This is a genomic window from Chroococcidiopsis sp. SAG 2025, from assembly GCF_032860985.1.
In the GTDB taxonomy this organism is placed as follows: domain Bacteria; phylum Cyanobacteriota; class Cyanobacteriia; order Cyanobacteriales; family Chroococcidiopsidaceae; genus Chroococcidiopsis.
This window is the reverse complement of sequence record NZ_JAOCNC010000001.1, coordinates 3,518,223-3,538,046: the sequence shown is the minus strand read 5'-3', so window position 1 is coordinate 3,538,046 and position 19,824 is coordinate 3,518,223. Positions and strand designations below refer to the sequence as shown.

Annotated in this window: 18 protein-coding genes and 1 pseudogene; 12 read left to right on the top strand and 7 right to left on the bottom strand. The window is 44.5% G+C overall.

The features are described from left to right. Nucleotides 1-39: 39 nt before the first annotated feature. A complete protein-coding gene (locus tag N4J56_RS17150; RefSeq protein WP_317110614.1) occupies nt 40-1,395 on the bottom strand; it encodes an IS110 family transposase in 1,356 nt (451 codons plus the stop codon). A gap of 457 nt (nt 1,396-1,852) precedes the next feature. Here N4J56_RS17150 and N4J56_RS17145 point away from each other — a divergent pair, with 457 nt between their 5' ends. The 10 genes and pseudogenes from N4J56_RS17145 (at nt 1,853) to N4J56_RS17100 (ending at nt 13,466) form a co-directional block, all read left to right on the top strand. After that, nucleotides 1,853-2,062: a hypothetical protein gene (locus N4J56_RS17145; RefSeq protein ID WP_317107531.1), complete on the top strand. Its 210-nt coding sequence runs from the start codon at nt 1,853-1,855 to the stop codon at nt 2,060-2,062. Further along, complete coding sequence (locus N4J56_RS17140; RefSeq protein ID WP_317107530.1) at nt 2,047-3,042, top strand: response regulator; 996 nt, start codon at nt 2,047-2,049, stop codon at nt 3,040-3,042. The genes N4J56_RS17145 and N4J56_RS17140 overlap by 16 nt, the downstream gene beginning before the upstream one ends. A 195-nt stretch (nt 3,043-3,237) precedes the next feature. Further along, nucleotides 3,238-3,597, top strand: a complete 360-nt coding sequence (locus N4J56_RS17135) for a response regulator (RefSeq protein ID WP_317107529.1) — start codon at nt 3,238-3,240, stop codon at nt 3,595-3,597. After that, the gene (locus tag N4J56_RS17130; protein WP_317107528.1) at nt 3,597-4,082 is read left to right on the top strand and encodes a chemotaxis protein CheW; all 486 of its coding nucleotides are present in this window, start codon (nt 3,597-3,599) and stop codon (nt 4,080-4,082) included. The genes N4J56_RS17135 and N4J56_RS17130 overlap by 1 nt, the downstream gene beginning before the upstream one ends. Before the next feature lie 187 nt (nt 4,083-4,269). Continuing rightward, complete coding sequence (locus N4J56_RS17125; protein ID WP_317107527.1) at nt 4,270-4,425, top strand: hypothetical protein; 156 nt, start codon at nt 4,270-4,272, stop codon at nt 4,423-4,425. Between the two features lie 27 nt (nt 4,426-4,452). After that, a pseudogene (locus tag N4J56_RS17120) lies at nt 4,453-5,144 on the top strand (IS1 family transposase). Further along, a complete protein-coding gene (locus N4J56_RS17115) occupies nt 5,054-7,426 on the top strand; it encodes a methyl-accepting chemotaxis protein (protein WP_317107526.1) in 2,373 nt (790 codons plus the stop codon). The pseudogene N4J56_RS17120 and the gene N4J56_RS17115 overlap by 91 nt, the downstream one beginning before the upstream one ends. A 154-nt stretch (nt 7,427-7,580) precedes the next feature. Next, nucleotides 7,581-9,881, top strand: a complete 2,301-nt coding sequence (locus N4J56_RS17110; protein ID WP_317107525.1) for a methyl-accepting chemotaxis protein — start codon at nt 7,581-7,583, stop codon at nt 9,879-9,881. A 72-nt stretch (nt 9,882-9,953) separates the two neighbouring features. Then, a complete protein-coding gene (locus N4J56_RS17105) occupies nt 9,954-12,716 on the top strand; it encodes a response regulator (protein ID WP_317107524.1) in 2,763 nt (920 codons plus the stop codon). Nucleotides 12,717-12,839: 123 nt separating this feature from the next. Further along, complete coding sequence (locus N4J56_RS17100) at nt 12,840-13,466, top strand: ribonuclease H-like domain-containing protein (RefSeq protein ID WP_317107523.1); 627 nt, start codon at nt 12,840-12,842, stop codon at nt 13,464-13,466. 42 nt (nt 13,467-13,508) lie between these two features. On the opposite strand, the gene N4J56_RS17095 is transcribed toward N4J56_RS17100, so the two are convergent. The 3 genes from N4J56_RS17095 to N4J56_RS17085 all read right to left on the bottom strand — a co-directional run bounded on the left by N4J56_RS17095 (nt 13,509) and on the right by N4J56_RS17085 (nt 14,700). Beyond that, a complete protein-coding gene (locus N4J56_RS17095) occupies nt 13,509-13,676 on the bottom strand; it encodes a hypothetical protein (RefSeq protein WP_317107522.1) in 168 nt (55 codons plus the stop codon). Then, nucleotides 13,643-13,801: a hypothetical protein gene (locus tag N4J56_RS17090; protein ID WP_317107521.1), complete on the bottom strand. Its 159-nt coding sequence runs from the start codon at nt 13,799-13,801 to the stop codon at nt 13,643-13,645. Before N4J56_RS17090 ends, N4J56_RS17095 begins: the two co-directional genes overlap by 34 nt. A 62-nt stretch (nt 13,802-13,863) precedes the next feature. Then, nucleotides 13,864-14,700, bottom strand: a complete 837-nt coding sequence (locus tag N4J56_RS17085; protein WP_410500520.1) for a peptidoglycan recognition family protein — start codon at nt 14,698-14,700, stop codon at nt 13,864-13,866. 173 nt (nt 14,701-14,873) lie between these two features. Here N4J56_RS17085 and N4J56_RS17080 point away from each other — a divergent pair, with 173 nt between their 5' ends. Beyond that, the gene (locus N4J56_RS17080; protein WP_015154570.1) at nt 14,874-15,233 is read left to right on the top strand and encodes a translation initiation factor; all 360 of its coding nucleotides are present in this window, start codon (nt 14,874-14,876) and stop codon (nt 15,231-15,233) included. Between the two features lie 168 nt (nt 15,234-15,401). Next, nucleotides 15,402-15,563: a YqaE/Pmp3 family membrane protein gene (locus N4J56_RS17075; protein WP_015154571.1), complete on the top strand. Its 162-nt coding sequence runs from the start codon at nt 15,402-15,404 to the stop codon at nt 15,561-15,563. A gap of 72 nt (nt 15,564-15,635) precedes the next feature. Here the strand turns inward: N4J56_RS17075 and cobO are convergent, their stop codons facing one another. The 3 genes from cobO to N4J56_RS17060 all read right to left on the bottom strand — a co-directional run bounded on the left by cobO (nt 15,636) and on the right by N4J56_RS17060 (nt 19,605). Next, nucleotides 15,636-16,307 (bottom strand): cob(I)yrinic acid a,c-diamide adenosyltransferase, encoded by a 672-nt coding sequence (gene cobO / locus N4J56_RS17070; protein ID WP_317107519.1) that lies wholly within the window; start codon nt 16,305-16,307, stop codon nt 15,636-15,638. A gap of 165 nt (nt 16,308-16,472) precedes the next feature. Then, entirely contained in the window at nt 16,473-18,404 is a 1,932-nt protein-coding gene (locus tag N4J56_RS17065) for a phospholipase D-like domain-containing protein (RefSeq protein ID WP_317107518.1), read from the bottom strand. After that, nucleotides 18,385-19,605, bottom strand: coding sequence for a DEAD/DEAH box helicase (locus N4J56_RS17060; protein WP_317107517.1), 1,221 nt, complete (start codon nt 19,603-19,605; stop codon nt 18,385-18,387). The genes N4J56_RS17065 and N4J56_RS17060 overlap by 20 nt, the downstream gene beginning before the upstream one ends. Between the last annotated feature and the right edge of the window lie 219 nt (nt 19,606-19,824).

Below are 19,824 nucleotides of genomic sequence, written 5' to 3'. Positions count from 1 at the left end.
TGTTCGTTAAATGCAAACAACCCGCTTACTTAGCGACTCCTAAGAAACACATTCTGTAGGGTCAGAAATAGGGATGAGTTCTAAGCCAAAAGCTTGAGCTTTTTGCTTCAGGTTTTTGAGGGTGCGCTCTCGGTATTGTTGCTCATAGGCATCAAGACCAGGGTCAGTATAGAGATTACCTGTTGTCCAAAGACGATAGAAAATACGGGCTAACTTATGTGCAGTGGCAGTAATCGCTTTAGGTGCGCCTAAGCGAGCAGCTAGACGGCGATAAAAGCCACCCAAAGCAGAGTGAGAGCGACAAAGAGATTGTGCGGCGGTGCGTAAAGTGGCGGCAACGCGGTTGACAACTCGACGAGATTTAGAACTTTTAACTTTGCCGCCAGTAATGCGACTACCAGGGCATAAACCGAGCCACGACGTAAAGTGCTTGACAGTGGGAAAGCGTGTCGCGTCTAACCCTAACTCTGAGATCAGGGTAAGTACGCTCACAGCCCCTAAACCATCAATTTGAGTAAAGTCCACACCACTCATGCGATACAGTTCAGAACGCAAGTCAAACTGGGGTGCATTGCCGGGTTGCTTTTTTCCACGACGTTTTGGTTTAGCTAAGGGCGAAGCATTCACATCAACTTTAGATCCAAAAGATGCCAAGCATTGCTCAATTTGGGCATCACAGGCAGAGATCTGTATTTGAAAAAAATCGTAAAGTTGTAATTCCTGTTGCAAGATGAATACCATTTCTGGTCGATAGTCCCCAGTTAAGGCAGCAGCAATCTCGGCACAACTGGCTTTGACACGTCCATCCTTGTGTGATGCCAACACATCTGGGTTACGCTCACCTGTAACAATGGCACGAATAATCGCCATGCCAGTAGTGCCGGTGATGTCGCTAATGACCCGATGCAACTGTAGGTTCATCTGAGTCAGGACTTTTTGCATCCTCTGTATATGGACACAAGCACTTTTGATTAAGTTATCTCGTTGGCGGATATAACTACGTAAAACACATATTTGCTCTTGCGGACGAAATGACCCTGATAATAAACCGTAGGTATGCAATTGTTGCAACCACTGACAATCTAATACATCTGTTTTGCGCCCAGGGACGGTTTTAACGTAATGGGCATTCACCAACCTCACTTCCAATCCACAACTTTCTAAAACTTGGAATACAGGTATCCAATAAACTTCTGTTGATTCCATTGCTACCGTTTTCACTCCACAAACCTTGAGCCAATCTGCCATCGCGTATAGGTCAGTTGTGAAGCAACCAAAGCTGCGTACACTCTCATTATCCCGTCCTACAGGCACGCTCACCCAATGCCTATCAGCACCAATGTCAATGCCTGCGGCATTCAAATTGATGGCTGAAAAGTTTTTATCTTCTGGCATGGGAGAAGGTTTTTCTTGGCTCATATCACCCTTGTGGTTGTTAAATTTCCAGCCTTGTGTACCCTGCCTGGGGATGGCGAATCAATCTAATCTCCTAAACGGGATAGTAGCCAATGCTACTTCACCAATATTTTTGCCAATATTACCCAGAACCAGGCTCTCAAACGGGCGTAATTTGCACCACTGTTAAGACGGTCTTAACTGTCAGAGTACATATTGAGTATAATATTTATCGCTCATAAACTCTGAATACTTGTGTTTCTTTCATATTTTGCTGGCTGCAAAGCTGCTAGTTGGAGGCTCTTAAGAAAAAGTATAGATAGCTTTTGCCCTTTGTTGCCGCAATCGCCTGCACTTAAATTCTTGACGAAGATGTTAGCAATCTGAAAATTTAGGGAACTATAAAAGCGAGAAAACTAGGGTTGCCAGAGTATAGGGACTTTCGCGGATAATTGGTATGCAATCAAATTTAAGCTTTTCGTTTGGGGCATCAGAACTAACCGACCGACTGAAGCAAGTTTTTGACGATACCCTAACAGGGTACTGGCAAATTCAATTAAGCAAAGGAGAGCGCTCTCGTATTCCTCAACCTCGTTATCTAGGAGTCGTGCAAGGGCGGGTCATTTCCTCTGGAATTGAGAAACTAGCAGCGTGGAAGCCTTTTTAGCAACTTTAAATCAATCTATACCTCAACTGCGCCAACCACAAGCACAACAAGCATTCGGACAGCTACAACAGGAATTATCTAGTAAGGAAGCCACGCCTTTAAGCAAAATTGTCGTCGAGATGGTCAATATGAAATTGGTCACTCACGACGACGTAACGCAAGCACTGCGGCAAAAAATTCTCATCGATTTAGATACATATTTATTTGACTACGGCGGACAAGCTCAGTTTTTTTCCGAACCCGAACTCGTTGTCAATACTCCAATTCGCGGCTTTGAATTGAGTGGTTTGTTTGTAGAAGCCTCGAACCGCCAAAGTCAATGGAAGCAACTGCAAAAATATATTCCTTCCCTCGATAGCACTTTGATATTGCAACAGGAGGCAATAGCAGCTGCTTCTATGCCAACAGCACAACAGCAGCAGTTACAAAACTTAGTCCAACCAGGTAAAAATTTAGCGGCGATCGCCCGAACGATGGGAAAAGATCCTTTAGAAGTCGCAAAATTCTTTAGCCGTTTGATCGAAAGAGGCTTAGTAGAAATAGAAAAGTCCGTTAACACTCCTGACAATTCTCAAGCTTCAGCAGAAATCTTTATTGTTGATGACTCACCTCTACTAATCCAGCAATTTCGTCAGCTCGTAGAAGGTTGGGGATACCAAGTGAAGTATTCCAACAATGCTCTGACTGCGGTGCAAACAATGATGGAATCTCAACCCTTAGCAATTTTTCTCGATATCAATATGCCAGGAGCTTCTGGATTCGACTTGATTAAGCAAATCCGACGACAACCCCAACTAGCATCGCTTCCTCTCGTGTTACTAACAGCCGAGAAATCTGTTTCCAACCAATGGCGAGCGCAGTGGGCAAACTGCAAGTTTTTAGCTAAGCCCCGCACCCCTGCCGAAGTGCCAACATTTTGCACGGATTTGCGGCAAATGCTATTTGAAATAGCTCCTACCACTAAAGATATGGTTGTGTAATTTGATGCGCAATTCACGATTAAATTCTATACCCTATACCCTTTCTTTATGCACCAGTACGGGCGGGTTTAGCAAAAGAGTTACGCCTGATGGCAGCAATCTAGGTTCAAAACCTGCCTCTACGATAACTAACTCCGGTTGATGGGAATTCTAAATATTAAGGTCAATTAAACCACACTAAAGGACGACACACTCATGAAATTTTTAGTTGTTGATGATAGCTCGGTCGATCGCCACTTACTTACTTCTTTATTAGAAAGTTTAGGGCATCAAGTCGATGCTTGTTCCGACTCGAAGGAAGCTATGCAAATGCTTACAGATCGAGACTATGCATCTGTATTTCTAGATATTGTGATGCCAGAACAGGACGGCTACAAGTTTTTGCGCGAGGTGCGTTCTAACCAGAAAACTGCAAAGCAGCACGTCATTTTCTGTTCGACTAAAAAGACTCCTCTGGAGATTGACTATGGCATGAAACGGGCTGGAGCCGATGATTATTTGATCAAACCCGTGACGCGAGAAACCGTCGAGCAAGCTTTACAAAAGGTACGCTAATGAATCCCTCTCCTGACGCGATCGCCCAAAGTGATGCATCGATCCAGTTTGAGGAAAAGCAACAGCGATATATCCTCACTCAAGTCGAACAATTTACTTTTGTCTTGCCGCTAACTCTAGTGGCAGAAATTCCAATTGTCGAGCGATCGCAAATCCTTGTGATGCCGTTCTACTCGCCAGTGATGATGGGGGTACTCCATCATGCAGGTCACGTTATCCCGTTAGTTTCTCTACGTCAACTCTTGGGTATCGCCAAGGGTTTTGTCACAGAAAGACTGACAGTGGTGCAATTAAGCGCTGCGGCGGCGGAACAAGCAGGACTGGGGTTAGTTGTCGATCGCACCTTGGGGATGCGATCGCATTCCCAATTACCACCAGATTTATTTGATGCCGCGCAGTCAAATACTGAACCAAACATGCGATTGTTCAAACCGGAAATCTTAGCAGATTCATTGTGGCAACCCCTGAGATGGCGATCGATTTGATAAAGGGAGCAGGGAGCAGGGAGCAGTAAATAGGGTGTGGGGTGTGGGGTGTGGGGAGAATTCGGAATTCCGAGTTCCGAATTCCGAATTCCGAATTAAATTCTCCCTCAGCTCCCGATCGCTCCCGATCGCTCCGCGACTCTCTCTTCTCCCGACTCCCTTTTTTGTAAACAATATTCTCAATCATATGACTACTAATCAACCTACCGTTTCCCCGTCTGCCCCGCAAAACAGTCCTGGGCGAAAAATTCGGTTTAATTCCATCGGTACAGTACTGTTTATCTCCGTCATGGGCGGTGCGTTAGTTAGTCTCGGTGGTATTAGTTTTTTCGGCATTGCATAATAGAGGTATGAATTGAGGTAAGTTGCGATGCAATGTCCAGAGTGCCAATCAACTCATATTCGGAAGAATGGCATCAAGCGAGGTAAACAGAACCACATTTGTGTTGATTGTGGGCGACAATTCATTGAACACTATGAAACATGCAGAGGTTACAGCGATGAAGTCAAACGGGAATGCTTGAAAATGTATGTGAATGGCATCGGTTTTCGAGGAATTGAACGAGTTAAAGGTGTTCATCATACGACAATCATTCACTGGCTCAAGCAAGTAGGTAACAATCTGCCTGATGCTGATGCCCCAGAAACAGTCCCCCAAGTCGGTGAACTAGATGAACTAGAAACCTTCGTCGGTGCAAAAAAAACAAAATCTGGCTGTGGACAGCAGTAGATCACTTCACTTCAGGGATTTTAGGTTGGGCGTTGGGCGACCATAGTGCTGAAACCTTTGCCCCGCTATGGGCGATCGTTGCCCAATGGCGGTGCTACTTTTATGTTACGGATGGTTGGAGTGTTTATCCAGGTTTTATTCCAGACGGCGATCAAATTGTCAGTAAGACTTATATGACCAGAGTTGAGTCCGAAAATACAAGACTGAGGCACTATCTGGCTCGGCTGCATCGAAAGACACTGTGCTACTCCAAATCAGAAGAAATGCTGAAATATTCAATTCGATTGTTACTGCACTATCTCAAATTCTGGAATGTTCCAGTTCCTCAATAGTTCATATCTCTATTCAGCAACGCCGTTTTTTCTTCTATCAGTCTTTAAAACAACAAATCCTCACACAGATTAGCGATAACTTAAACACTGAGATAACCTCAATTGAAGGTAAGTTAGAACCTGTTAAGCAATCGATGCGCGATTTAACTGGTGCATCTGAGTTATTGAGCAGCAAGAAAGCGGTCAATGCCGACCTACTTGATGCTTTACTGCTAAGATCCTTTCTCCATCGCCCTACTTTGGCTATGGGTATGGCAATGGAACAAACTGCTTATGCAATTCTTCCAGACCGTCAATGGCATGGAACGTATTTTTATATAGACCAGAAAGACCCGAAGCAGCCAGGTAAACGTTTAGCTGCACCTTACGACCAACTATTCCAAATGGATTTGTTCAAGGAGGACAATTATCCAACTCAATCGTACTTTAAAGATCCCATAGCACAGGGAAGCGAAAGCTGGACTGAGCCTTACTCCTGGTATAACATCCCCATGACCAGTTTTAGTAAGGTAATACGCGATCGCAACAATAAGATCCTTGGGATCACCGCGATCGACGTAAACTTAAGGGCTTTGAGCGACCAGATCTCCAAATCTGTGATTCGTAACCAGGGCTATTTTGTCCTCGCCAGCGAACAGGGTAAACTCATGTCTTACCCACCCGCACCCGATCGCGCTAAAAATCAAAGCGGTTACGAGACCATTCCAGAACTCAAAGCTATCTGGTCGAAATTATCATCGCCAGACAAAAAAGAGCGATCGGGACTATTGTGGACGGGAGGTAAATTCTGGGCTTATCAAAGAGTTCCCAGCACCAATTGGTTAATGATGGCAGCAGTACCGGAAGGAGTTGTTCTCGGTCCAGTTTTGACAATTACGATCGCTGGTGCTGCGGGTGCAGGTTTGTTATTAGCAACCGTAGTTTTACTCTTCGTGCGCAGCCTCAATCGTCGCTTGCGCCCAATTCTAGATGAATGTAACAAGCTAGCGCAAGCGGATGCTGAGACCGAAATGCAAATGCAGCAGCAAGACGAGATCGGTCGGTTGTCAACTTCATTTTTCAACTTGTTGAAACAGGTTGCGGCTAACGAGGATCGGATTCGGGAGGAAGTATCGCGGACGGTATCTACGCAGGAACAGTTAAAACAAGCAGAACTCAACCAACAAGAAGGGGAAGCGCTGTCGATGGAGGTGATTCACATCCTCGACGTGGTGTCGGCAGTAGAAGAAGGGGATTTAACAGTACAAGCTGATGTAAGCGATCGCGCTACCGGACTAGTAGCGGACACCCTCAACCGCCTGCTAGAAAAACTCGGACAAGTGCTAGCTCAGGTATATGCCGCAGCAGAACAAGTTTCTGTTGGTTCTACCGCTCTAGGACAGCTAGCTGAAACTGTAGCAAATAACGCAACAACCCAAGCGCAAGAAGTAGAACAGGTACTACAGTTAACCCAACAGGTAGGTCAATCAGCACAAGACTCTGCGGGAACGGTCGATCGCTCGAATCAATCTCTCACCGAAGTGCAATCGGCAGTGGAACAAGGTCAAGTTGCGCTTGAAGCAATGACTAAAGGCATTGACGTTCTCAGTCAAGGGACTGACCGAATTATTCAAAAAATGAAAACTCTGGGTGAATTTGTCGGTCTAGCGGATCAATTCGTCCAAGACCAAAGCCAGATTGCTTCTTTGACGCAAGTACTGGCTTTAAACGCCACCCTGGTAGCCGCCCGCGCGTCCGAACAGCGCGACCCCAGACAGTTTTTAGTTGTAGCGCGAGAATTTGAGGCGATCGCGGCTCAGGTCAGTACCCTAGCGCAGCAGACCAACGAAGGACTCTTCACTCTGCAACAGCGTACCGACCAAATCCATAGTGTAGTATCGGCAATTGACGGCGAAGTACAAGGCTTGGGTGGATTGGTGAGCGACTTTACGACGGGTGTGGAACAGTCGAACCAAGTGTTTAGTAACGTCCGCAGTAGTACCGTAGAGGTCGTACAGGCTGGACTAGGTGTATCTCGTTCTAGCGATGAAATTCTTCACGCCACCCAGTCTACAGCTCAAGCAATGAATGATATTGCCGATCTAGCTAAACGTACCGCGCTGCTAACTCAGAGTACGCGCCTGCAATCGGAACAGATGCAACAGCTATCGCGCAAACTACTCAGCAGTATTCAATTCTTCCGCTTACCTGAATCTGCCCTGAAGCAAAATGCAACTTTTTCAGATTTGGAATTATTGTCTGAAGTTGAAGATGCTGTTGCTGTCGAACTGACAACAACTTAATGCACCGCTCTACGGTATATCATCCTGCGGATGGCTGTACGGGCGGGTTTTGGAAAACAACTCTGTAATCGCTCGAGTGCCTCGCTAAACCCGCCCCTACGAATCTTTGACTTTTGACTTTTGACTTGCTTATCCAGTCATTTTTCCTGCTCTTATGACAACGAATTCATCAGACCTCAGCTTGCCATCTGCTCCTAACAATGCAGCTCCATCACCTTCAAGTAATGCTAACCGCTCTATCAAAAAAGGGTTGAGTTTGCGTTTAAAAACCACTTTGGCAGCAGTAGCAATTGGTACGCTACCTGTAGTCGTTACTGGGATCGCAGCCAATCTCATCGCAGCCAGTATGCTAGATACTCAGATTCAGCTTGCCAAGCAGGAAGAAACTGTGGCGATGATGGACAAAGTTGAGCGTTTTCTGTTTGAGCGTTACGGCGATATTCAAGCTCTCAGTAACCTGCCAATTTTGCGAAATGAGAAAGTGAAGCAAGTTGTTTCTGTAAAAGACCGTTCGCAGGTACTAACCAATTACGCCGAAACATATGAAGTCTATGAGAATATCGCCTTCATCGATTTAAACGGCAACAATATCTTAGTTTCACAAGGGGTTAAACTTGGCAGTCACAAAACAGAAGATTGCTTTCAAGCCGTCCTTGCCACCGGAAAGCGATTTATTTCTCAACCCAGAGTTGCACCATCTACGGGTAAAACTGTTATTTACCTTGCCGCACCCGTACGAGATTCAGTCACTAATAAAATAATTGGTGTTGTGCGTACCCAAATGCCAGTTCGATTTCTGGACGATCTGATTAAGAGCTATGGTAAAAATGACAGAACTTATCATTTAGTTGATAAAGCGGGCAAGGTTTTTGTCACCAATGATGGTACTGAGACTTTAGGCATGGATGCCGCCGAACACCTCACTCCTTTTCCGCAACTGCGCCAGGATAGAAAAGCTGCATCGACAAAATCTTACAAACCTTTAGAAAAGCGGCATGTGGTTGGGGGATATGCTCCGTTCGAGCCAACCCAAGGACTACCCGATCTAGGTTGGGATGCCTTTATGCTGTCAGATCGAAACGTTGCTTTTGCAGTCAACAATCGCTTGGCGCAAATTTTTGCCCTCGGTACTTTAGCCGCAGCAGTTGCAGTAAGCGCGATCGCAGTGCTTTTAGTCAACCGATCGATCCAGCCAATTGAGGCGGCGACTAAAACCGTCCAAAAGTTGGGAGCAGGCGATTTGGATGTACGTCTTGCAGTCAAAGGCAATGACGAATTGGCAATGCTAGGAGCCAATATCAATCAGATGGCTGACCAAATCCAAAACTTGCTAGAAAGCTTAAAGGGAACTGCTGAGATTAAGCAATTGAAAGAGGCGATCGAGCAGGAGAGCCACGTCTTACAATCAGATGTAGGTCATTTACTCGATGCAGTAGCAGCACTGGAAGGCGGAGACTTGACAATACAAGCACCAGTGAGCGATCGCGCTACTGGACTGGTAGCAGATACCCTCAACCGCCTGATTGAAGAACTAGCTCGAATTATGGCAACGGTATTATCTACTGCCCAACAAGTGACTCACGGATCGACAGAGCTAGAACAACTAGCAGCAGTAACCGCCCAACAAGCACAGCAGCAGGCACGATCGGTCAATGCCGTGCAAGCCTCAGTTGTCACTTTCTCCGATTTGTTCCAACAAACAGCACAGCAAGCATTGGCATCAGACCAAGCCGTGCAACAGGCACAAATCGCTGTCACCCAAGGACAGGAGGAAATGGTGAAACTGACCGAAGAAATTAAAGTTCTTCACTCAGGTACGGAACAAATCGTCAAACGCGCCCAAATTTTGACTAACTTCGTGACCTCAGCCGCCCAGTTTGCCAAAGACCAAAAACGAGTCGCCGCCCTAACACGGGTACTTGCGTTAAATGCTTCTATGATTGCCGCTCGTGCCTCTGGACAGCAAGACCCCGACCAATTTGCTAGTGTTGCTCGCGAGTTTGAAACCATCGCGACTCAAGTTAACGATCTTGCCGTTCAAACGAATCAAGGCTTGCTGTTATTGCAGCAGCAGGCAGCCCAAATTCAAACTGTAGTGTCTGGGATTAACCAAGACGTGCAAGGCATCAGCCATTCAGTTCATCAATTCGTTGGCAGTGTAGAGCAATCGCAACACGTATTTGAGCTGATTAAAGCCGTAACCGACCGCGTGGCTCAGGTAGGACAACAAGTGACTGCATCTAGCCAAGCGATCGCCGCAGAAGCACAAACGACACTGCGATCGATTGAGGAAATTGCAACGGTAGCTGCTAAGACAGAACAGCAATCTAGTTTCACCCAGGAACAAGCCGGATTAATTGACAACATGGCACGGACGTTATTAGAAAAAGTCAGTTTCTTCCGTATTTCTGAAGAGAAGCAGGGAGCAGGGAGCAGAGAGCAGGGAGCAGTGTAGAGGCATTACATGTAACACCTCTACACAGTAACTAGTTATCAGTAAATATATACTACACCCATATACCCGATTATGTTGGAACAACATAGCTCCACTGCTGCTGAGTCAGATTTTGTTGACGTAGCCGAACTGCAATTGCAGCAAGAGCTGCGCAGTATGTTTGCTGTTGATACTCAAACTTATCTGCAAACATACATGAATCTCGTCCAAAAGCTTCAGCCTCAAACGTGGACGGCAGACATTCAAGAAACTTATCGCTGCGTTCACACGATTAAGGGTGGAGCCGTGACGGTGGGTGCTGACGGGATTCTTTACGTCTCAACTATTCTAGAAGATTTGCTCTTTGATCTGCGCTACTTGCAAACTGCACCACCGCTAGAAGACGGTCAGCTGTCACAAATGCTAGCAGAGGCGGGAGAACTTCTGACTGCAAGCTTGCAAGTTGAAGTAACAGGAGAAGCGGCGATCGCTGCCGTCCAACCTAGCGTCGATCGCATTGCAGCTCTACGCCAAGAAATTCAGCAACTCTACTTACCAGAAGCCAACGAACAAACGAAGTTATTTCAAGAGTTTGCCGAACAAGGCTTCGATCTCGTCGTGCTGGACTTGGAAATGGCACTAGAAGAAATGCCCGATCGCGGTCAAGTTCCTCCAGAAGTTATCAAAATAGCAAAACAAACGCTTCAGCAACTCATACAAATTGGCAACGATTTAGAATTTGAGGCTGGTTGGTTAGACTTGCTACGTTACAGTAAAGCTTTACTCAACCGCCCCGAATCCGATTTCTGGCGATCGCAATGGTCTAAATATCTCCCCCTGTTAAAAGACAGTGCCAGACAAGGTGGGAAGTTGCCTGCTGGGAAGGGAGCAATTCTAGCCACCAGCCACCAGCCACCAGCCACTCTTCCGACTCCCGTACGGGCGGGTTTAGAAACCCGCCCCTACCAACTCCCTACTCCCGCTGAGACCAATATCCAAGTTCCCGTACCTCTAGAACGCTTGGAGCGATCGTCTCAGCGTTTGGTGGAGACGCTGTTATCTGCCAGGGCAGTACAAGGATTTTATCAATCGTTGCAGACGCAAATCGGACAACTGCTGTCGCTGGCGCAAGATAGCGTGCAATACCTGACGCAATTACGACAAGTTCAAGACGATTACGCCCTTTTAGATAACTTACAGCAACAGCGCTCTAGTTTATCGACGGCTCCAGTTTTAGAGCGATATCGTCAAGGTTATACGATTGTCAATCGCCTGCTAGAAGTGAGTTTGCGCCTGTCAGAATTGGGCGCAGAAGCAGCGACAAGTTCGCGGCTAACAGCAGATAGTTTGCAATTGTTAGATCGCAATGTCCTCAACCTCCAACAAACAGTAGAAGAAAGTCGGCTGATCCCATTTAAGGTTTTGGGTTTTCGGGCGAAAGGTATTCTCCGCGATCTGATCAATCGCTTTGGTAAGCCGGCTCAGTTAATCGTACAGGGGGAACACTTGGAACTCGATGCTGGTACGGTACAACACCTAGAGCCAGCTCTATTACACTTAATGCGTAACGCCTACGACCATGCTCTAGAGCCTGCTGCCGATCGCCTAGCATTAGGGAAGTCGGAACAAGGAACGATTATCTTATCGCTACGCCGCCAAGGTAAATTTTACCTGCTATCTTTGCAAGATGACGGAGGTGGCATTGATGCCAGCAAGATCTCCCAACTTGCCCAAGCGCGAGGACTACCCCTGACTCGTACCGATACCCCCGCCGATTTGCTTGCTGTTCTCTGTCAACCTGGCTTTAGCTCTCGTAGCGAAGTGAGCGACATTTCTGGACGCGGGGTAGGGATGGACGTAGTTGCTACCCAAATTGCTAGCATCGGCGGACACCTCAACCTGAAAACGTTACTGGGAGCAGGGACAACTTTTCAGATGCAGGTTCCCGTACCGCACTTATTAGTACGCTGCGTCTTGGTACAGGCAGGCGATCGCAACTTTGCCATTCCTGCCGAAGAGATCGTGACTACGACTCTTTGGAGTAATTTATCAGCAACGCCCAGCGATCGCGATCCGATGTCTAGCGCTCCTAACTGGTTTGTGACCCAAGATGAAGCTTCAATGCCATGCCTTGACCTATTAGAATACTGGCAACCAGGAGCAAGAGCAAACCGTCCATTGTCAGATACGGCGATTTGTTTGCGAATTCGCCCTACTTTTTCTTCTGTTACAGCCGAACGAGACGCTTGGTTGCTGGCAGATGACTTGCTAGAACAGTCGGAATTATTAATTGAGCCTTTGCCCAGCCCGTTAATTTCACCTTTAGGGTTGATGGGGGTAACTTTACAAACCGATGGGATGTCGATCGCGGTTTTAGAACCTGCCTCTCTAGCAGCACACTTGTGGATGAGTCCCATTGGAGATGGCGATCGCACTGTCGTTCCCAGCTTCGATCTAGCAGAAATATTTGCCGAACCTCCTGCTGCCAGTCGTACTATTCTTGTTGTTGATGACGCAGCGCTGGTGAGGCGGCGAATTGAAGCAAGTTTGACTGCAAACGGTTACACAGTTGAGACTTGTCGCGACGGTTTAGAAGCATGGACTTGGCTCTCTAGCCATCCCGTACCAGCTTTGTTAATTACCGATATTGAGATGCCAGGGATGGACGGTTTCACCCTGATCGATCGCTGTCGGCAAGCAGGCATGAAGTTACCCGCCCTTGTCATTTCTTCCCGTTTATCAGAAGAATGGAGTAACGAAGCGCGGCGCGTTGGTGCAACAGATTACCTCACCAAAGGATTTACAACCCCTGAATTGCTGAGTAAAGTAGGCTCTTTTGTAAGTCGTAAGTCGTAAGTCGTAAGTTATTTTCCCCCTGCTCCCTGCTCGTGCGCTCCCTGCTCCCTCAGCTCCCTACTCCCTGCTCCCTGCTCCCTGCTCCCTTATAGTATTTTAGTAACGAAAGATCTAGGTAAGGCAATGGTAGGGGAAGATTTTCAGATTTGCGATCGCGACTTGAGCAATGAGGCTTTGGCTCAATTTATGGATGCTACGGCAATTGCAGTAGATACGGAAACAATGGGTTTGCTCGTCCACCGCGATCGCCTTTGCTTAGTACAGTTGTGCGATAATCGAGGCAGAGTTGCGGTTGTCCGCATTGCCAAAGAACAAACGGACGCACCTAATTTAAAACAATTATTAGAAGCAGATATCGAGAAAATTTTTCATTTTGCACGGTTCGATCTTGCCACTCTAAAACATCATCTTGGGATTCAAGTCGCACCGATTTTCTGTACGAAAATTGCTAGTAAATTAGTGCGGACATACACAAATCGCCACAGTTTGAAAGAATTAGTGCAAGAATTAGAACTGGTAGAACTCGATAAAAGCGCTCAAAGTTCTGATTGGGGAAATGCAGCAAATTTATCTGAAGAACAACTCCGCTATGCTGCTAATGATGTCCGCTATTTAATCTCATTGCGGCAAAAACTCACAGAAATGCTCAAACGAGAAGAACGCTGGGAACTCGCGCAAACCTGTTTTCAAACTTTGCCAACCATCGTTGCGCTTGACTTATTGCAATTCAAAGATTTGTTCGAGCATTAATTCAAAAGTCAAAAGTCAAAAGAACTGATAACTGACACCTGCTCACTGAATTAAGCCAGATGCTAGTTCGCGGACGATCAAAATTTGGAATTTACCCTTAGGAATGCTAGTGCTGAGGCGGCGGACAAATAGATGATAGGTTCCCGTGTCGGTACGAACGTCTCGCTCGATCGCGACTATGGGTGCATTGCTATTTGAGCTATTTTCCAAAATATAACAGGCATCAAGCAGGGCTTCAGTACGACTGAATCAGCCGTCCCTACTGCCTTTTCAACTAAAGTAGTTGCTTGAGGCAAAAGGCGATCTTTGAATTCATCATCGGGTTTTAAAACCATTTTTTCAGTTATCAGGGAGCAGGGAGCGCACGAGCAGGGAGCAGGGAACAGGGAGCAGTTACTTACGACGACTTACGACTTATTCCTCTATAAGCGTGTAACAAACTGAGAAACTTCCGGCGATCGAAAGAGCGCGGATCGCTTCTACTACCAGAGCGATCGACTGCTTTATGGGTAGTAATTCTTGCATCAGGAACTTTACTTTGAGCAATTAACCAAGCGAGAGATTTATATTGAGCTTGAGTATAACCACTATGACGGCGATCGCGATCGCGTCCGTCTACTGGAGTTTCTAGCGAGACATGGTAGGCAAAGTTATTGACTGAAGATGCTAGGTTGGGGTGAGTTTTGACGGTTTCGGCTCCATGACTACCTATAAAGACAGAATTGGCTGCTCCAAAAGCTCGTTTTTCTGGCGGGACTATGTATATTACCGTACCATCTAACCCAATTAGGGTATGGTAGCTCACTTGTTTATCGTCTTGCTGGTGTGGAGTTCGGAAGGTATTGATTGCAGAAGCGGCGGAGTAAACAGTCTCGTGCAGGACGATAATCGGTTTGTTGTAGACTGGTTTGCCGTAAATATCTGTGGCGAAGCGATCGCCATAGTTGAGCGGATGCGCCCAGGCAATCTGATATCTTGGTTTATAGCTGGTAGCAGTAGCAGCATTGGCTACCTGTATCTCGTTGGGAGAATTGGCATTTTGTTGCTCCTGGCGCTGTCTAACTTCAGGTGGAGGCACAATTGTCTCTTTGTAGGAAACGGGGATTGCAGGTAAAACAGATGCATCTATTTGCTGTACCTGTGGTGTTTGAGGAGATAGAGAAAGTGCTACAGCAACGCATAAAGATAGAAGAAATATTAGTAAAGCTCTCGTTTTCCAAACACTAATTTCCATAGTCATTCGTCATTTGTCATTTGTCATTCGTTATTTGTCACTGCTATCTACTCCCTACTCCATTATTTCTTCTACCTTCTGCTTTTTGCCATCTGCTTTCTTGCACTAGACTGTTTTACAGTGGAATAGTTACAGGCACTACAAAAATCTTTACCCATAGAGCGCTCGCATTTATGTCAACCGAAAAGCGTAAATCGTCTAATTCTAACAAACAAGAAAAAGTGGTCTACCGCGAATTTGGTGGCGATAACTCGGCGGCTACAGAAAGAGCTGTCCCAGACTTACCACCCTCTCAGCAAAACCTGCGCGTCCAATCTTCTCGTGCTGGACGTAAGGGAAAGACTGTCACTGTCATCACTGGTTTTCAAGCCAAGCCAGAAACTTTGACAGCATTGCTCAAACAACTCAAATCTCAGTGCGGTGCTGGGGGTACAGTGAAAGAAAATGAAATTGAAATTCAAGGCGACCACAAGCAAAAACTACTGCAAGTTTTGACTCAAATAGGTTACAAAGTCAAGATTAGTGGCGGCTGAGAAGATGTTATATTTTGGATTTTGGATTATTGTTAGAGCCAAATCTATCTCAATGGTGATGTCACGGTTTTAGCAATTATGTCAACCTAGAATGGTAAAAATACGGTAGCTTATCTGTGCTTATTTCAACCAGGAAGTTACTTTTGCACATTCACATGGGAGGATGAAATGGACATTATTCGGTTGCTGTGTGCCATTTTTTTACCACCACTAGGCGTTTTTTTACAAGTAGGTTTGGGAATCGATTTTTGGATTAATGTCCTGTTAACGTTACTAGGCTACGTTCCAGGTATTGTTCACGCTGTATGGATCATTCTTTCTAAGAAGTAGTAACTGGTAATAGTGAGTGGCTAGTGGCTCGATTCCACTCACCAGTCACTAGTTACTAGCCACTAATAACTGTTAATATTCAATTCCAGGTTGAGCTTTGACACCTTGTTCGCGAAATGGATGTTTAACTAAAGTCATTTCCGTGACCAAATCTGCTTTTTCGATTAACGCGGCGGGTGCGCCTCTTCCCGTTAAAATAACGTGACTGCTGACTGGTTTTTGCTCCAATCCAGCCAAGATTTCTCCTATTTCTAAATATCCCAGTTTAAGTGCTACGTTAATTTCATCTAATAACACCAAATTAAAGTCTGAGTTGAGGATGTAGGCTAATCCTTTTTGCCAAGCTGTATTGGCATTTTGGATATCGCGATCGCGATCTTGGGTTTCCCAAGTGAAACCTTCTCCCATAGCATGAAACTCTAAGCGATCGCCAAACTGACTGAAAATAGCTTTTTCCGCAGGTTCCCAAGCACCTTTAATAAATTGCACGATCGCCACGCGATAGCCGTGACCGAGCGATCGCAGTACCATACCTAAAGCTGCTGTGGTTTTCCCTTTACCGTTACCCGTATTGACAATAATCAAACCTTTCTCTTTCGAGGCTTTAGCAACGCGATCGTGTTGCACCTGTTGGCGGCGCTGCATTTTTTGGCGATACTGTTCTGGCGTGAGGGAGGATGATTCGGCGACGGCGACATCGCTGGTGGTTTCTAAGCTGCGATCGGATTGAGAGTTGGTTGGCATCAGGTTGATAATAAACAGACTGGGATAATTTTAGGATAAACTTCTTTGAACACTGATGGACGAACATACCAGTGCAGTCATCTCCTAAAGTAAGCAGATGAATAAGGTATCAACTCTTAACACAGTTAAATTTAGCAGCCAGAATAGACAATTAGATAGTCAAAGCTATCCACGCTTGTTTCTCTTTTTATTTCCATTATGTTGTGGTGAACGAATTTGGGGTTGTTGAGTAGCAGATTTTTTGTGCTGAAGTTTTATCGCCTGTTGTTGCAGGACTACGGTAAACTTGGCAAGAACCTCTTGGGGTGATTCGATCAGTGGCTGGACAATGCCAAGACGAATAAACTCTGTCCATGCTTCATCCAAGAGCATTATGGCAGTGTTTCGATTATAAACCGCGATCGCACCTGCTATTTTCTGCCATCTCTCCCATAGAGGTTCAACAATAGAATCTTCTGGTGAAAACTGGTTCAACAGTGAAATTATATTTGTCAGACTTGTTGGAGCAAATGAATCTTTTTGAGATCTGATTCTTTGATGCACTACATCTAACCACAAAGGTAGAAGTTCCAGCCAACTGTTATGCTGTATTCGATTTAGTGCTTCATCGTGCATTTCCAACGCACCCCATACACACAGAGGAGTAATAGCTAGTTGAGAATTTCGGTTTAATATAGCTTCTTCCCACAGCTTTTGAGCGTGAGATTGAAATCGTTCAGCTAGAAATTCATAGGCTTCCTGAACTAAGGGTAAAATAGTCACTTTATGAACAGTTTCACCTCTTGGTAGCTTATCTCCACGATAAGATAACCAATTATGAGAACCAGATAAGTGAACTTTTCGATCGACTACTATTTCTTTTGCATGAGAGTTTCCCAACCAAAATATTTGTACAGCAGGTAATCCTTCAGGTGTTTTAACAGATAAAAGACTTGCTTCAACTGCTGCTGGTATCGGTCTATCTTCATCTTCCTGTTTACGAGTGTATCCATGTCCGATGAGAATCCAAACTCCACGGTTAGCTAGTTCTTGGAGTATCCGAATAAATTCGCGATCTACAACTGCTTCACTCACCCAAGGAGAATAAATAAGTATTTCTGAATTAGCAGATTTCAGAGTTTTTAAGAACTCCTGGCGAATCTGGCGATCGCGTAAAACAATAACATTGTTTACATCTGATGCATCCTTTTCTTTTTTGTGAATTTCTCTAATACTATCAACTGCTTTTTGCTGAATCTTTTCTATCCTACTTTCAACTTCGTAGTTTTTATGTTTGAGAATTTCTTCACACTCTAATGTCAATGCTTCTGCTGACAATTGGCATAGAGCGTGCAACGAAACTTTACCTTCTGATTCTAGTATTTCTAACCAGCTAGAGGCATCTGCTAAAATTTGCTTTTCTCGTCTAAGATGAAATTTCAACTTCTCTTCGAGAAGATCAAAAATTGCAAACACTGAAATAGCTTGCCAAATCTCTTGAGTGTCAAATGCTTCTCCAGAAGTAACAGATTCACTACTTCCTAATTTTGCTTCTTGAAAAAGTTGTTGTAACTCTTCAAGAGAAGAAGGTAGACGAGCGGGTGTTCTGCAATCGAGGGAGACAAGATCGGCAAAATTTGGCAACTCTGTCTGTACTGATTCTAAAGGAGAAGCTCGGAGACATAAATTTCCCAATAACGGATCGGCAATTGCATAAATGGTTTTAGTTTCTACTGGTTGAAACAGCGAACCTTGTGCATAAAATTCTTGTCCTTGAGGAGTTAAAATAATTTCATCTATATGTTGATTTTCTATTATTTTTAAAGTTCTAAGAGTTGCTACTGTATTTTGCACAAATATAGAATCTAAACCGAGTACAGATGCCAATTCATTTATTACTGGGGGTGGTACGAGTTCGATTCCAGCACGAAGAATAAACTCTTCGAGAACATTAAATTGACGGCGTTTGCTGAGTTTTACTTCTAGTTTTGTTTGATACACCTTGTATCGAAATTGACGTGCTGCTAGAACTGATAAACTAGGACTTTGCTGCTCAATTTTATCTACTTGTTCGCTCAACTGAGATTCGATTGGTTTACTAGAGGATGTGAGAAACATTAATTAGTCCTCCATGACGACGTACAATATTTAAAACTTCAGAATACATTCTACTAACAGCACTAGATTGCTGTGTAAATAAATCGGAGCTACCTACAATAACAAGTAGTTCTTGAGCGCGAGAAAAAGCAACATTAACTCGTTCTGGCTTTTTAGCAAATCCCACTTTTCTCATATTGTTATTTCTAACCAGACTGACAATGATAATTTGTCGTTCCATCCCCTGAAATCTGTCAACTGTACCAGTTCTAATCTGAAGTGCAGGGAAGTTTTTCGGCTCGATTCGTTTGTTTATCAGTCTTAATTGACTACCATAGAACGTAATGATACTTATCTCTTTTTTAGGTTCACCGCATTCAAAATTATGCATCCATACTCGATTCATCTGTTCGCATAATTTAGCGATCGCTTCAACTTCTGGTTCATTAATAAATGAAGTTCCTTCTTGCTTTTCCTCAAAACCTTTACCAGTTGGTGTGTCTACCCAGATAACGTGATGTTCTGCTTGAATATTTGAACTAGACAAATTATGTGCGCGTTGCCGATCGGGATCTAATAAACCACATTTCAAACGATGGTCATAAAACTGATTAATTGCACCCATAATCTGAGGGTGCATACGATACTGAAATGTGAGCATTTGTTTAATGCTTTCGTCAGCAGCGGCAAACTGACTCTTGAATAACGACTCTTCTAAAAAGCTTAGTTCTCCTGGCATACTGCTCATTGCTTCTGCAACATCTTCTATGGTGTTTTCATTTAACATAGGAGGTAATTGCCGATAGTCACCGATCAAAACTAATTTCTTACCTTTAAGAGCAGGAATTAATAATTCTGGAGGAGTACATTTACTAACTTCATCAATAATGACAACATCGAAGCTTTTGAATTCTTCACAAAAACTACGACTTGCTGCTTGTACGCAAGTAATACCAATGACATTAGTGTTATCTAAATAAATTTGCTTTAATTCGTTTCGATCTTGTTCTGAAGGAATGCGAATTTTAGTAATCCAATCTTGGCTCAGGTTGTAATAGCGATTGAGATAAGATTCTTCTCGCTTGAGATCTTCCTGCCAAGTTTCAAACTGAACTTTCACGTTCTCTAAGAAATTAAAATTAAATAAATTTTCATTGTAAGCTTCTGCCTCAAAGCGACCGCAAACAGATTTTTCTACTGATTCCCACCATGCTCGCCTCAACTCGATTTCTTTTAATTGCTGTTGAATTTGGATTTGAGTTTCATGTATTTTTTTGAGGACTCTTCTAATTGGCTAGATGAATTTTTACAGCTCCTAACCAGGATATAACTTCTTTATTAACTAACTCTTTGAATTTTGTTAGTATATTTACAGAATCTAGAGGTGCTAGTAAACTCTCAATCTGATGAACGATCTGCTCTGTAGAATTTACCCATGAAC

What these genes read in the sequence shown, in the direction of transcription:
- N4J56_RS17150 (WP_317110614.1), bottom strand. Translation starts at nt 1,395, where the DNA reads ATGCCAGAAGATAAAAACTTTTCAGCCATCAATTTGAATGCCGCAGGC.
- N4J56_RS17145 (WP_317107531.1), top strand. Translation starts at nt 1,853, where the DNA reads ATGCAATCAAATTTAAGCTTTTCGTTTGGGGCATCAGAACTAACCGAC.
- N4J56_RS17135 (WP_317107529.1), top strand. Translation starts at nt 3,238, where the DNA reads ATGAAATTTTTAGTTGTTGATGATAGCTCGGTCGATCGCCACTTACTT.
- N4J56_RS17130 (WP_317107528.1), top strand. Translation starts at nt 3,597, where the DNA reads ATGAATCCCTCTCCTGACGCGATCGCCCAAAGTGATGCATCGATCCAG.
- N4J56_RS17125 (WP_317107527.1), top strand. Translation starts at nt 4,270, where the DNA reads ATGACTACTAATCAACCTACCGTTTCCCCGTCTGCCCCGCAAAACAGT.
- N4J56_RS17110 (WP_317107525.1), top strand. Translation starts at nt 7,581, where the DNA reads ATGACAACGAATTCATCAGACCTCAGCTTGCCATCTGCTCCTAACAAT.
- N4J56_RS17105 (WP_317107524.1), top strand. Translation starts at nt 9,954, where the DNA reads ATGTTGGAACAACATAGCTCCACTGCTGCTGAGTCAGATTTTGTTGAC.
- N4J56_RS17100 (WP_317107523.1), top strand. Translation starts at nt 12,840, where the DNA reads ATGGTAGGGGAAGATTTTCAGATTTGCGATCGCGACTTGAGCAATGAG.
- N4J56_RS17090 (WP_317107521.1), bottom strand. Translation starts at nt 13,801, where the DNA reads ATGGTTTTAAAACCCGATGATGAATTCAAAGATCGCCTTTTGCCTCAA.
- N4J56_RS17085 (WP_410500520.1), bottom strand. Translation starts at nt 14,700, where the DNA reads ATGGAAATTAGTGTTTGGAAAACGAGAGCTTTACTAATATTTCTTCTA.
- N4J56_RS17080 (WP_015154570.1), top strand. Translation starts at nt 14,874, where the DNA reads ATGTCAACCGAAAAGCGTAAATCGTCTAATTCTAACAAACAAGAAAAA.
- N4J56_RS17075 (WP_015154571.1), top strand. Translation starts at nt 15,402, where the DNA reads ATGGACATTATTCGGTTGCTGTGTGCCATTTTTTTACCACCACTAGGC.
- cobO (WP_317107519.1), bottom strand. Translation starts at nt 16,307, where the DNA reads ATGCCAACCAACTCTCAATCCGATCGCAGCTTAGAAACCACCAGCGAT.
- N4J56_RS17065 (WP_317107518.1), bottom strand. Translation starts at nt 18,404, where the DNA reads ATGTTTCTCACATCCTCTAGTAAACCAATCGAATCTCAGTTGAGCGAA.